The 14,416-nt window shown below is 54.0% G+C and carries 8 protein-coding genes and 1 pseudogene; 5 read left to right on the top strand and 4 right to left on the bottom strand.

Going from position 1 to position 14,416, the window contains the following annotated elements:
- Positions 1-21: 21 nt before the first annotated feature.
- Positions 22-2,651 (bottom strand): annotated as a pseudogene (gene ppc / locus KDD30_RS14505) (phosphoenolpyruvate carboxylase).
- Between the two features lie 554 nt (positions 2,652-3,205).
- Between ppc and argC the strand changes: the two are divergent.
- From argC to argH, 4 genes are all read left to right on the top strand, one after another.
- On the top strand, positions 3,206-4,219 hold the full coding sequence (gene argC, locus KDD30_RS14500; protein ID WP_211646465.1) for an N-acetyl-gamma-glutamyl-phosphate reductase: 1,014 nt from the start codon (positions 3,206-3,208) through the stop codon (positions 4,217-4,219).
- Between the two features lie 26 nt (positions 4,220-4,245).
- Positions 4,246-5,025, top strand: coding sequence for an acetylglutamate kinase (argB, locus tag KDD30_RS14495; protein WP_211646464.1), 780 nt, complete (start codon positions 4,246-4,248; stop codon positions 5,023-5,025).
- 143 nt (positions 5,026-5,168) lie between these two features.
- Complete coding sequence (locus tag KDD30_RS14490; RefSeq protein WP_211646463.1) at positions 5,169-6,377, top strand: argininosuccinate synthase; 1,209 nt, start codon at positions 5,169-5,171, stop codon at positions 6,375-6,377.
- A 71-nt stretch (positions 6,378-6,448) separates the two neighbouring features.
- The gene (gene argH / locus KDD30_RS14485) at positions 6,449-8,323 is read left to right on the top strand and encodes an argininosuccinate lyase (protein ID WP_211646462.1); all 1,875 of its coding nucleotides are present in this window, start codon (positions 6,449-6,451) and stop codon (positions 8,321-8,323) included.
- Between the two features lie 93 nt (positions 8,324-8,416).
- On the opposite strand, the gene KDD30_RS14480 is transcribed toward argH, so the two are convergent.
- Positions 8,417-9,868 carry a dihydrolipoyl dehydrogenase gene (locus tag KDD30_RS14480; RefSeq protein WP_211646461.1) on the bottom strand — a complete coding sequence of 484 codons (1,452 nt, stop codon included), beginning with the start codon at positions 9,866-9,868 and terminating at the stop codon, positions 8,417-8,419.
- A gap of 77 nt (positions 9,869-9,945) precedes the next feature.
- Positions 9,946-10,674, bottom strand: coding sequence for a glutathione peroxidase (locus KDD30_RS14475; protein WP_211646460.1), 729 nt, complete (start codon positions 10,672-10,674; stop codon positions 9,946-9,948).
- Between the two features lie 162 nt (positions 10,675-10,836).
- On the opposite strand from KDD30_RS14475, the gene oxyR reads away from it, so the two are divergent.
- Entirely contained in the window at positions 10,837-11,736 is a 900-nt protein-coding gene (gene oxyR, locus KDD30_RS14470; protein ID WP_211646459.1) for a DNA-binding transcriptional regulator OxyR, read from the top strand.
- A 90-nt stretch (positions 11,737-11,826) separates the two neighbouring features.
- On the opposite strand, the gene KDD30_RS14465 is transcribed toward oxyR, so the two are convergent.
- Positions 11,827-14,373 carry a penicillin-binding protein 1A gene (locus KDD30_RS14465; protein ID WP_211646458.1) on the bottom strand — a complete coding sequence of 849 codons (2,547 nt, stop codon included), beginning with the start codon at positions 14,371-14,373 and terminating at the stop codon, positions 11,827-11,829.
- Positions 14,374-14,416 lie beyond the last annotated feature (43 nt).

The raw sequence follows: 14,416 nt of genomic DNA, 5'->3' as shown, positions 1-14,416 counted from the left end.
TTTGGGGAGAGTGCAGGGGGATTAACCTGTGTTACGCATCCCGGCAGCAATACCGGCAATCGTGACCATCAGGGCTTCTTCCAGCATTGGCGAGACGACTTCCTGCTGGCGGGTCCGGTGTAAAAGTTCAGCCTGAAGCATGTTCAGCGGCTCAACATAGACGTTGCGCAGGCGGATGGATTCAGCACCCCATGGGTCCTGTTCCATCAGGTGATCGCTGTTCTCTACATTCAGAACCACCTTGATATCGCGCTGTAACTGGTCACGCAGTTCCTGTCCCAGTGGCCACAGATGCGTATCAGTCAGACGTTGATCATAGTATTCTGCGATCGGAATATTGGTTTTGCTGTACACCATTTCCAGCATACCCAGTCGGGTTGAGAAGAATGGCCATTCACGACACATTTCGTCCAGCAGCTCGGCTTTCCCCTGATCGATGACATGCTGAATCGCTTTACCGGCACCCAGCCAGGCGGGCAGCAGCAAGCGGTTTTGGCTCCAGGCAAAGATCCATGGAATCGCACGCAGGCTTTCGACGCCGCCTTGCGGATTCCGTTTTGACGGGCGGGAGCCCAGTGGCAGCTTGCCCAGTTCCATTTCAGGCGTTGCCGCGCGGAAATAAGGCACAAAGGATTCATGGCCGCGAACCACCGAGCGGTAAGCCTCGCAGGACACATCAGACAGTTCATCCATCACATCACGCCATGCCTGCTTGGGTGCCGGGGGGGTAGCAGGTTGGCTTCAAGAATGGCACTGGCGTAGAGATTCAGGCTGTTGACCGCCACATCCGGCAGGCCCAGCTTAAATCGGATCATTTCACCTTGTTCGGTAACACGCAGGCCGCCTTTAAGGCTGCGTGGCGGCTGAGACAGCAGGGCTGCGTGTGCCGGGGCACCGCCACGACCGATACTGCCGCCGCGACCGTGGAACAGGGTCAGTTCAACACCGGCGTCATCACAGACATTCACCAGCGCTTCCATAGCGCGGTACTGTGCCCAGCCTGCAGCAGTGACCCCTGCGTCTTTGGCGGAATCAGAATAGCCAATCATGACCATCTGGTGGTTCTGGATAAAGCCGCGATACCAGTCGATATTCATCAACTGCGTGATCACAGATTCGGCATTGTTCAGATCGTCCAGGGTTTCAAACAGCGGGCAGACATCGAGTCGGAAGGTGCAACCGGCTTCTTTCAGCAGGAGGTGCACCGCCAGTACATCGGATGCTGTGCGCGCCATGGAGATCACATAAGCGCCGAGCGCCTGACGCGGCTGCTGTGCAATGACACGACAGGTGTCCAGCACTTCCTGCACGGGTTCTGAAGGTTCCCAATCGCGTGGCAGCAATGGCCGTTTTGAGGCCAGTTCACGAACCAGAAACGCCACTTTGTCCTGCTCGCTCCACTGATCGTAATCACCCAGTCCCAGATAACGGGTCAGTTCGGAAATCGCATTGGAATGACGGGTACTCTCCTGGCGGATATCAAGCCGGACCAGATGGACACCAAAGCATTGCACCCGGCGCAGCGTATCCAGCAGCAGGCCGTCGGCAATAATATTCATGCCGCATTCATGCAGCGAGCGGTAGCAGGCGTGCAGGGGTTGCCAGAGTTGATCAACGTCCTCAAGAATGGCCAGCTTCGGTACATCTTGCCCTTTGATTTGCGCATCCAGCACATCCCGGGTCTGGGTCAGCAGGGTGCGCAGGCCTTTGACAATTTCACGGTAAGGTTCGTGCGCACCGTTGGCCAGTTCGCGGACTTCGTCGTTACACTCAACCATCGACAGTTCGCTCACCAGTTCCTGAATGTCGTTCAGGTACAGGTCTGCTGCTTTCCAGCGGGACAGGAGTAAGACTTCCCGGGTAATGGTCGATGTGACGAACGGGTTGCCGTCACGGTCACCGCCCATCCAGGAAGAGAATTTCACCGGGGCGGCATCAAGCGGCAGGCTTTCGCCCAGATGCTGGTGGAGTTTTTCATCAAACTGGCGCAGGAATTCCGGGACGGCTTCCCATAAAGAATTTTCGACCACGGCAAAGCCCCATTTGGCTTCATCCAGCGGACTCGGACGCTGTTTCCGGATGACATCTGAATGCCAGGCTTGGGCGATCAGTTGTTCCAGACGGCGTTCTGCTTTTTGGCGTTCGCGGTGTGAGAGTTCGGTCAACTCCAGTTTGGACAGGCATTTGTTGATTTGCACCAGCTTGTGAATCATGGTGCGACGGGCAATTTCCGTCGGGTGAGCCGTCAGAACTAATTCAATATTGAGTTCACGCACGGCCTGCAGCGAGTCCAGTTCACCGATTTTTTCATCATTGAGCTTGGCAAAGAGCGCGTCCATTTCATCCGGATTGCAGACCAGCTCTTCGCAATGGCGGGAAATGGTGTGGTACTGCTCGGCGATGTTGGTCAGATTCAGGAACTGGCTGAACGCATGCGTGACGGGCAGCAATTGATCATCCGGCAGGTTTTGCAGTTCGGTGATCAGCTTTTCCCGGTCATCATGACTTCCGGCGCAGGCTGATTTTGACAGCTTGCGGATGGTTTCCACTTTGTCCAGCAGTTCACTGCCATGGGCGTCCTTGATTGTGTTACCCAGCAAGTGGCCAAGCATACTGACATTGCTTTTTAACGCACTGTACTTTTCGTTCATATCGCATCCATATCGTAATTTTGTTACATCCAATCGCCAAGGCGTAACCCACAATCTAGCCTCCATTGGGGCGAAAGGTCAATAAGTCGGTTCTTTTTTGGCCAAAATCCACCCCTGAAGTTATGAATATGCAGGGAAAACGTCTCAGTCCTGTAATTTACTTTCTATATTTTTACAGCCATAGCGTGCGCTGAAACCGGGTTGAAGTCACGAAGGATACTTTTTTATTCGCCTTCTCTTGACACAAAATGCCAGAAAAGGTAAATATAAAAATTCAAAATAAATGAATAAAAATACCAATCTTGGTGTTGGTGATGAATGACCAGTCAGAGATTGTACTGAAACTCCGCTTTATCTTTAGTCCAGAGGCAACAAGCAACCTTATGAACCAGGCAATGAACCACAAGCAGTATTCCTTCCGACGACGCTGAGTCTTGATTGCCTGGTGCCTCTGGCACCCTTCTTATTGCGCCTGCCCGGCGCCACGCACTGAAACATACAGCAGTTATATTTTCTAGATAGTGAATTTCACCACGATGACAACGGGATCCCACATGCTGAATACATCAATTATTGGGGCCAGCGGCTATACCGGTGCGGAACTGGCGGCCATGGTCCAGAAGCATCCGCAACTCCATTTGGCGGGTTTATATGTCTCTGAAAACAGTTTGGATGCCGGTAAACCTCTCAGCGAACTGCACGGGCAATTACGGGGCCTGGTGGACTTACCGCTTCAGCCGTTGGCGGATGTTGCAGCCGTTGCCAAATCTTCCGATATCGTCCTGTTAGCGACGGCACATGAGATCAGTCATGACTTGGCGCCCATTTTCCTTGAGGCCGGTTGTCAGGTCTTTGACTTGTCCGGTGCTTTCCGGGTGAAAGGCGATGATTTTTATCCCCAGTACTACGGATTTACCCATCAGCATCCGCAATGGCTGGATAAAGCGGTTTATGGTCTGGCGGAGTGGCAGGCCGACGCCATCGCCAAGGCACAACTGGTGGCTGTCCCCGGTTGTTATCCGACGGCTTCCCAACTGGCATTGAAACCACTGCTGGTGGCGGGTCTGGTTGATACGCAGCAATGGCCGGTGATCAATGCCGTCAGTGGCGCATCCGGTGCGGGTCGCAAAGCGACAATGGTGAATACGTTCTGCGAAGTCAGTCTGATGGCTTACGGTGTATTTACGCACCGGCACTTGCCGGAAATTGCAACGCACCTGGGCACAGATGTCATTTTTACCCCGCATCTGGGGAATTTTAAGCGCGGCATTCTGGCGACAATTACCGTCAAACTGGCGGAGGGGGTAACCCCGGAAGATGTCACGCAGGCAATGACATCTGCGTACCACCAACCCACAGAGCAGGCGGTGCGCTTACTGGGCAACCAGGCGGCACGTTTGCAGGATGTGGTGAATACTTGCTTTTGTGACATTGGCTGGCAGGTGCAGGGGCAGCATGTGATTCTGACGGCTGCGATTGACAATTTACTGAAAGGTGCGTCGTCTCAGGCGATGCAGTGCATAAATATTCGCAATGGCTTTTCGCCGTTAACTGCGTTGGTTGGCTAAGTTTGGCTGTTGAGAGGAGACCCACAATGGAACAGTCGCCGTTAGTGATCAAATTAGGGGGTGCTGTGCTGTCGTGCAGCGACACTCTGGAGAAAGTCTTTGGTGCCATCAGTGCCTACCAGGCGAAAGCAAACCGGCCTCTGCTGTTGGTCCATGGTGGTGGTTATCTGGTTGATGACCTGATGAAACAATTGAATCTGCCGACTGTGAAAAAGCAGGGGTTGCGGGTCACCCCGGTGGATCAAATCGGCGTGATTGCCGGTGCGCTGGCAGGGACGGCGAACAAAATGCTGCAGGGACAGGCACTCAAATCGGGCGTGAATGTGGTGGGTCTGAGTCTGGCTGATGGCGGCTTATGTCAGGTGACTGAGCTGGATCCGGAGCTGGGTGCGGTCGGTAAGGCTGCGCCGGGCAACAGTGCGCTGGTTGCCAGCATCATGGCTGCGGGTTATCTGCCGATTATCAGCTCCATTGGCCTGACCGCTGACGGTGCACTGATGAACGTGAATGCTGATCAGGCGGCGGTAGCCGTCGCGGCAGCACTGGATGCGGAGCTGGTGTTGTTATCGGACGTCAGTGGCGTGCTGGATGGCAAAGGCCATCTGATTGATTCGCTGAGCGAAGCCAAAGCCGACTCACTGATTGAGCAGGCGGTGATCACCGACGGCATGATCGTCAAAGTGAAAGCCGCATTTGACGCTGCGAAAGGTTTGGGCCGTCCGGTTGAGATTGCGGGCTGGCGGTATCCGGACAAGCTTCAGGCGCTGTTTGAAGGAGAACAAATCGGGACCCGATTTGTGCTCTGAACCCGCAGAATTGCATTCGGACGCTGGCGCAAAAGCTGGGTTCGGATATAAAAAATGAACCGTTTTATGATTATCGTTTGAACATCATGATTGATATCGCCTGACCGGGATGACCGTCGAGCAGGCAACGAAGGAGAGTAACAATGAGCAAGGTAAATAAAGTCGTATTAGCTTATTCCGGCGGTCTGGATACATCGGCCATCATTCCATGGCTGAAAGAGCATTATGACTGTGAAGTCGTCGCGTTTGTGGCGGATGTGGGTCAGGGCGAAGCCGAGCTGGAAGGCATTGAAGAAAAAGCACTGGCTTCGGGTGCTTCCGCTTGCTATATCGCCGACCTGAAAGAAGAGATGGTCAAAGACTACATCTACCCAAGCCTGAAAACCGGCGCGGTATACGAAGGTAAATATCTGCTGGGTACATCCATGGCGCGTCCGATCATTGCCAAGGCTCAGGTTGAATGTGCGCTGGAAGTGGGCGCGGATGCCCTGTGTCACGGTTGTACCGGGAAAGGGAACGATCAAGTGCGTTTTGAAAGTGCTTATGCCGCACTGGCGCCTCAACTGACGGTAATCGCCCCATGGCGTGAGTGGGATCTGCGCAGTCGTGAAGCGCTGCTGGAGTATCTGGCGGAGCGTCAGATTCCGACCACAGCAACACTGGAAAAAATCTACTCCCGTGATGCCAATGCCTGGCACATTTCCACCGAAGGCGGCGTGCTGGAAAATACCTGGAATCAGTCCAATGAACTGTGCTGGGTCTGGACGAAAGATCCGGAAGAAGCACCCAACACGGCTGAACTGGTTTCAGTCGTCATTGAAAAAGGCGAAATTGTCGCGGTGGACGGCAAGGCCATGACACCGTACGAAGCACTGGTATATCTGAACCAGAAGGGTGCTGAGCATGGTGTTGGCCGGATCGATATCGTGGAAAACCGTCTGGTGGGCATCAAGTCCCGCGGTTGTTATGAAACGCCGGGCGGCACCATCATGATGGAAGCGTTGCGTGCCGTCGAACAACTGGTGCTGGACAAAGATTCCTTTGAGTTCCGTGAAAGCATCGCACTGAAAGCTTCGCATCTGATTTACGATGGCCGCTGGTTTACACCGCTGTGCCGTTCGTTACTGGCTGCCGCGAATGAGCTGGCGCAGGATGTGAATGGTGAAGTGGTGCTGAAACTCTATAAAGGTCAGGTGACTGCGGTGCAGAAGCGTTCACCGAACAGCCTGTATTCCGAAGAGTTTGCAACCTTCGGTGAAGATGAAGTGTACGATCACAGCCATGCAGGTGGCTTTATCCGCCTGTACTCGCTGGCCAGCCGTATCCGTGCACTGAACGAACAGAAAAAATAAAAAACATAGCGCAAAGCGCATTACGAAAAGACATGTGAGCAACACCGGTCGTACAGGAAAGGAGAAGTACCATGGCACTATGGGGCGGACGTTTTAGTCAGGCAGCAGATACTCGGTTCAAGCAGTTTAATGATTCCCTGCGATTTGATTACCGCCTGGCGGAGCAGGACATCGTTGGCTCGGTGGCCTGGTCAAAAGCGCTGCGTCAGGTCGGGGTACTGACCGAGATGGAACAGCAGAAGCTGGAACTGGCACTGAATGAGCTGAAGCTTGCCGTGATGGAGGATCCGCAACAGATCCTTCAGTCGGATGCCGAAGATATTCACAGCTGGGTAGAGCAGCAACTGATTCACCGGGTGGGCGATCTGGGTAAGAAATTACACACAGGCCGCTCCCGGAATGATCAGGTGGCGACTGACCTCAAGCTGTGGTGTCGTCAGCAGGGACATCAGTTGCTGATGATGCTGGACCACCTGCAAAGCCAACTGACGACTGTTGCCCGCGAGCATCAGACCACGGTGCTGCCGGGCTACACGCACCTGCAACGGGCGCAACCTGTGACCTTTGCGCACTGGTGTCTGGCCTATGTGGAAATGTTTGAGCGGGATCATTCCCGTCTGAGTGATGCGCTGCAGCGGCTGGACACCTGTCCGCTGGGCTCGGGGGCGCTGGCCGGCACAGCTTATCCGATTGACCGGGAAGCGCTGGCCCACAGTCTGGGGTTCCACCGGGCAACCCGCAACAGTCTGGATTCGGTGTCGGATCGGGATCATGTCATGGAGCTGCTGTCGACGGCGTCGATTTCTATGCTGCACCTGTCGCGGCTGGCAGAAGATATGATCTTTTATAACTCCGGTGAGTCGAACTTCATTGAACTGGCGGATACGGTCACATCGGGTTCTTCCCTGATGCCCCAGAAAAAGAATCCGGATGCACTGGAACTGATCCGGGGCAAATGTGGCCGGGTGTACGGCTCGCTGGCCGGGATGATGATGACGGTCAAAGCTTTGCCGCTTGCCTACAACAAAGACATGCAGGAAGACAAAGAAGGGTTGTTCGATGCACTGGACACCTGGCATGAATGCATGGAAATGGCGGCGCTGTGCTTTGACGGCATCAAGGTCAATAAAGACCGGACGCTGGAAGCGGCAATGCAGGGCTATTCGAATGCCACAGAGCTGGCTGATTACCTGGTGGCGAAAGGCATTCCGTTCCGTGAAGCGCATCATATTGTCGGCGTGGCAGTGGTCGCGGCGATAGAAAAAGGCTGTGCGCTGGAAGAATTGTCGCTGGATGAGATGAAAGCCTTCTCGCCGGTGATTGATGCAGATGTGTATCCGATCCTGACCATTGAATCCTGTCTGGAAAAACGCTGCGCGCTGGGCGGCGTGGCACCAAATCAGGTCGACCATGCCATTGCTCAGACGGAGAAGCGCCTGTCGAAACGTCATGCGCCGGGGGTGAAAGTACGAGGTGCTCGCCTGACCGATCTGGATGCCATTGAAGGGATGGTGGCTTACTGGGCCGGTCTGGGTGAGAACCTGCCGCGTCCGCGGAACGAACTGGTGCGGGATATTGGCTCCTTTGCGGTTGCGGAAACGCAGGGGATCGTGACCGGTTGCGCGTCGTTGTATGTCTATGATTCTGGCCTGGCTGAAATCCGCTCTCTGGGGATCGAGGCCGGTTGGCAGCATCAGGGGCAGGGGAAGGCATTGGTACTTCATCTGCTTGAAAAAGCGAATCAGATGGCGATTAAGCGCGTATTTGTGCTGACTCGTGTGCCGGAATTCTTTATGAAGCAGGACTTTATTCCGACTTCGAAAGCACTGTTGCCGGAAAAAGTGATGAAAGACTGCGATATGTGTCCGCGTCAGCATGCCTGTGATGAAGTGGCGCTTGAAGTCCGGCTGGATCAGCAGATGATTCCCAGTGTGAATGTGGCCTAACGACGGCAGGTTCAAAGATAAAAAAAGCGCCGGAGATCCGGCGCTTTTGCTTTCCCGTTGAGATTGGATGTTGCAGTGTCGTTGTGAACTCGATTAACAGCCGGGACCACAGTCCAGACAGTGTTTGATCATTTCCGGACCCAGATGCAGCTTGGCGTTTAAATCGCGCAGTGCGGTCCGCACCCCTTCTTCGATCACTGGATGGTAGAACGGCATATCCAGCATCTGAGCAATCGTCATTTGATTCTGATGCGCCCAGCTGAGCAGGTGAGCCAGATGTTCTGCACTCGGGCCAATCATTTCAGCGCCGAGGAAGCGGCCGGTGCCATGCTCGCCATAGAGATTCAGGATACCCTGATTGCGCAGCATCACCCGGGAACGCCCCTGATTTTCAAAAGAAACCGTACCGACTTCGTAGCAGCCACAGTTGCCTATGCGCTGGTTAATCTCGCGGCGGCTTTCACCGACCATCGCAATTTGTGGTTCTGTAAAGACCACAGAAATTTTTGAGCGGCGGAGTCCGGCACGTATATCCGGGAATCGGCCTGCATTGTCACCGGCAATCCGACCCTGATCGGCTGCTTCGTGCAGTAAAGGCAACTGGTTGCTCGCATCTCCGGCAATAAAAATTGAGTCGACCGAGGTTTGCAGCGTGAAGTGGTCCGCAACCGGCACCCCCCGTGCATCCAGCGTGACACTGGTGTTTTCAATGGCCAGTTTGTCGACGTTCGGACGGCGTCCGGTCGCTGCCAGCACATAGTTGAAATACTGGGTTTCCAGCACGCCGGATTTGTTGATGAACTGAATTTCAACTTCATCGCCGACACGCTTCATGCTCTCGACTTTGACATCGGCATCCAGATACAGCTCGTCGTTGAAGGTCTTGCTGGCATACGCCATGACTTCTTCATCGGTCAGCGGGCCAACCTGACCGCCCAGACCAAAGATTTTCACATCAACGCCAAGACGATGCAGGGCTTGTCCCAGTTCCAGTCCGATCACGCCAGGGCCAAACACAGCAACAGATGCCGGTAAGTCGTCCCATTCGAAGACATCATCATTGATGATCAGGCGATCGCCCAGCTCATGCCACACCGTCGGGTAGGCCGGACGAGAACCGGTGGCAATCACAATTCGCTTCGCTTCGATACGGGTATGGCCGTCAACGTCGAGCGTGGTGTTGTTCACGAATGTTGCGTAGCCGCTGATTTTATCTTCTGACGGAATTTCATCGACGCTTTCCAGCACAAATCCGACAAAGCGATCACGTTCGCGTTTCACGCGGTCCATGACTTCACGGCCGTTGATTTGAATCTCACCCTGAGGATGAATGCCAAATGCAGGGGCTTTTTCAATGTTATGGACGCTTTCTGCAGCGGCAATCAAGAGTTTTGATGGCATGCAGCCCACGCGGGCGCAAGTGGTGCCGTAAGGGCCACCTTCAATCATGACAACACTGTCGGTGTGGGCTTTTGCTGCACGGTAGGCACCCAGGCCAGCCGTACCACCACCAATCACAGCAACATCAACAGTCAGGGTTTTCATTATATTTCTCCAACGACAATCAGTTCTCAGGGCGGAATTTGGGGAGGAGCAGGGTGGTGTTCACCCTGCCGGTGGTCTTAAGCCAGGTAAGCTTCCAGCTCTTCGCTGCCACCAATGTGTTTTCCGCCAATAAATACCTGTGGCACAGTGCTCCGGCCAGAAATGGCACGCAGGCTCACTGTGGTTGCATCTTTGCCCAAGACCACTTCTTCAAACTGAAGACCTTGGTCGATCAGGTTCTGTTTCGCTTTGACACAGAAAGGACAGCCAGGTTTTGTGAAAACTGTGATCGACTCCTGCAGTTTGTAGTCAGGGGCGATGTAGTTCAGCATGGTATCGGCATCGGAGACGTTGAACGGGTCGCCCGGCTCATCGTTTTCAATAAACATCTTAGAAACCACACCGTTTTTCACCAGCATGCTGTAGCGCCATGAACGATCACCGAAGCCCAGGTCGTTTTTCTGAACCAGCATGCCCATACCTTTGGTGAATTCGCCGTTACCATCCGGGATGAAGGTGATGTTTTCTGCTTCCTGATCAGATTTCCAGGCATTCATCACAAAGGTGTCGTTGACGGAGACACACAGGATGTCGTCCACACCGTGGGCAGCGAATACGGAAGCCAGCTCGTTGTAACGTGGCAGATGGCTTGAGGAGCAGGTTGGGGTAAATGCTCCCGGCAGGCTGAACACCACGACAGTTTTGTTGCTGAACAGCTCATCCGTGGTCACATCAACCCACTGATCGCCCTGACGGGTACGGAATGTAACTTGCGGGATGGTCATGCCTTCTTTCGATGTAAACATGTTGCGCTCCTGTTGGAAGTTTGGAATTTCAATATTTTGTGGGACTTTTTTGTCTTGCCCCTGTCGATGTATGTAGTATGCGAAATACCAATTGATAGCTCCAATCGTTTACTGTTATCTTATCAATCGTCAAATCCTATTAAATATGGCAGAGAGTGATACATGAACATCCGTGATCTCGAATATCTTGTGGCGTTGTCTGAACACCGGCATTTTCGTAAAGCAGCGGAAGCGTGCTTCGTCAGTCAGCCGACGCTGAGTGGGCAGATCCGTAAGCTGGAAACTGAACTGGGCGTTTCTTTGCTCGAGCGGACCAGCCGCAAGGTGCTGTTTACGGATGTCGGGTTAAACCTGGTGAATCAGGCGAAAAAGGTACTGCACGAGGTGAAGGTGCTGTCCGAAATGGCCAGCCAGCAAGGGGAAAGTATGTCCGGGCCTTTGCATATCGGTTTTATTCCAACGGTCGGGCCTTACCTGCTGCCACTCATCATTCCGGCGATGAAGGCTGCGTTTCCTCAGCTCGAATTGTTTTTGCATGAGGCGCAGACACAGGTGCTGGTGCAACAACTGGATGAAGGGAAGCTGGACTGTATAATTCTCGCAGCGGTGAAAGAAAGTGAGCACTTTAAAGAGTTGTCGCTTTACCATGAGCCGATGGTTCTGGCCGTGCCGGAAGGGCACCCATGGTCTGGCCGGTCTGAGTTACCCATGAATGAGCTGAACGGACAAACTTTGCTGATGCTGGGGGATGGCCACTGTTTGCGGGATCAGGCGATGGGCTTTTGTTTTGCTGCCGGAGCCAAAGAAGACGGCAGCTTTAAGGCCACCAGTCTTGAGACCTTACGTAACATGGTGGCTGCCGGGAGCGGCATTACTTTGCTGCCAAAGCTGGCAACCCCGAATACGAGCAAGCGGGATGGGGTGTGTTATATCAAAGCCTGCGAGCCGGAACCCAGTCGGCTGATCACGCTGGCCTATCGTCCCGGTTCGCCGCTGAAAGGACGTTATGAACAGCTGTCCGAGCAGATCCGGCGGAGCATTACGGGGCATCTGGCGCATTAAAAAGGCAGGCATTTCGGAAAAGGTCCGGAGAGCCGCAGAACAAAAAAGCGCGCCTGGAGGCGCGCTTTTGGTTGCGGTCAGTTACAGGGTTCAGAACAATTCATCAGAACTGTCCGCTTCGAAGATACCGCTGTCACCGCCTTCCCCGGCATAGTCTTTCGGCTCAGTGCCCTGAATGAAATATTCAAACATGGAGGTGTAGTCCGTTTGTCGGGTCAGTTTCCCGGTATCGCGGTCAATGCGGACCTGAACGATATGCGGCGGAAGCTGCTTACGCTGCTCGGGAACGTCTTCCAGTGCTTTATCCATGAAACCGATCCAGGCGGGTTGCGCCGTTTTTGCACCGGCTTCAGCACCGGCAGTCTGGTCGTTTTCAATATTCGGATTGCGACTGGTGCGACCCAGTTCTCGGCTGTGATCATCGAAGCCCACCCAGGCGGTGGCCACAATGCCCGGTCCGAAACCTGTATACCAGGCATCTTTGGAGTCATTAGTTGTCCCGGTTTTTCCGCCCACGTCACGGCGCTTTAACGCCTGTCCGCGCCAGCCCGTTCCGTTCCACCCGGTATCATGACGCCAGTCGCCGCCGCCCCAGATGTTGCTTTCCAGCATTTCACGAACCAGAAATGCGTTCTGTTCAGAAATCACCTGAGGTGCGACACGGATTTGCTGCAATTCACTGGCATCGGCACTGCCTGTCGGGCCCAGTTCTTCCTCGCTGATGGCGATGTCATGCATGACCGCGCGGCTTGCGACGACATGATTGCCCGCCAATTGCTCCTGACGCTGGCAATCGTCGTTACAGACCACATTCGGATGGGCCTGATACACCAGGTTGCCGTAGGCATCTTCGACACGCTCAATGAAATAGGGCTCGACAAAATAACCGCCATTGGCGAAGACCGAGAATCCCTGAACCATTTCCAGAGGTGTCAGGCTGCCGGCACCCAGTGCAATGGCTTCGGCGCGTGGCAGATCCTTCCGCTTAAAGCCAAAGCGGGTCAGATAGCTGATGGAGTCATCCAGTCCGACATCCTGCAGCACACGGACTGCCATGACATTCTTCGACTGAGCAAGACCCCGACGCAAACGGGTCCAGCCGTCGTAAACCGGTGGTGAGTTTTTCGGGCGCCAGGCCGTGCCCATGCTGTGGTCGCGGCTGTCGATCGGCGCATCGTTCACCAGCGTGGCCAGCGTCATGCCAGAATCCAGACCCGCAGAATAGATGAATGGCTTGATGCTGGAACCCACCTGACGAATCGATTGTGTGGCACGGTTGAACTTGCTGTGTACGAAGTTAAACCCGCCCACCATTGCCTGAACGGCACCGTTATAGGGGGAGATGGCCACAAAGGCGGTATTCGCATCCGGGACCTGACTCAAAACCCATTGCTCACCCTGATGCTGCACCCAGATCTGCTGACCGGGCTCAAGAATGTCTGTGGCTTTTTTCGGTGCCGCGCCCTGGCTGGAATCGGTGATAAAGCGGCGTGCCCACTTCATGCCGTCCCAGTTCAGTATCTGGTGCTGGCCGTCTTTGAGGAGGACTTCGGCTGTCTCTGCGTTCACCTGAAGCACGACGGCCGGATCCAGTTCACCATATGTTGGCTGTTTAGCCAGATGATCCAGAATTTTTTCTTCTTCCCAGGCACTTTGCTCTGGCATCCAGAGTGTGGCGACAGCGCCGCGGAAACCATGGCGCTGATCGTATTCCATCAAATTCTGAATGGCGGCCTGCTGTGCAGCGCGCTGCAGCTTCGGATGAACTGTGGTGTAGACCTTCATACCAGAGGTGTATGCATCTTCACCATAGCGATTCACCATCCACGCACGGGCGCGTTCGGCAAAGTATGGTGCATTGAGCTCTATTTCCGCACTGTGGTAGCGGGCAACAATCGGCTCGGCTTTGGCCTGTTCAAACTCGGCGCGGGTAATGTATTTCTCATCCAGCATCCGGCTCAGTACCACATTGCGACGCGTGGTCGCCCGATCCAGCGAATAAATCGGGTTCATGGTGGAAGGCGCTTTCGGCAGACCGGCAATCACCGCAATTTCACTTAAGGTCAGCTGACTGATTTCTTTGCCGAAGTAAACCTGAGCCGCAGCACCAACGCCGTAGGCACGGTAGCCGAGATAGATTTTGTTCAGATACAGCTCAAGGATTTCATCTTTGGTCAGCAGTTGCTCGATGTGCACTGCGATGAAAATCTCTTTGATTTTACGCATCAGCTTTTTCTCATTGCTGAGGAAAAAGTTTCGCGCAAGCTGCTGAGTAATGGTACTGGCGCCCTGCTTGGCACTGCCGGATGTGGCAACGACAAAAGCGGCCCGGGTAATGCCAATCGGGTCAATGCCCGGATGGTCATAGAAGCGGCTGTCTTCTGTGGCAATAATCGCGTGAACCAACTGCGGAGGGATTTCATCCAGCGTCAGTGGGATACGTCGTTTTTCACCGAATTGGGAAATCAACGCACCATCGGCACTGTACACCTGCATGGGGGTCTGTAATTCAACATTTTTCAGCGTTGCTACGTCAGGGAGATCAGGCTTCAGGTACAGATAGAAACCAAAAATCGTACTGACTCCAAGAATGATGCAAATAATTGCAAAGATAAATAATCGCTTTATGAACTTCACTTGAGAATTCCCGTTACACCTTCGTTCGGCCAACCGCGCTATT

It is taken from the genome of Photobacterium sp. GJ3, from assembly GCF_018199995.1.
In the GTDB taxonomy this organism is placed as follows: Bacteria; Pseudomonadota; Gammaproteobacteria; order Enterobacterales; family Vibrionaceae; genus Photobacterium.
The sequence above is the reverse complement of the archived record's forward strand: the minus strand, read 5'-3'. Positions and strand labels throughout refer to the sequence as shown.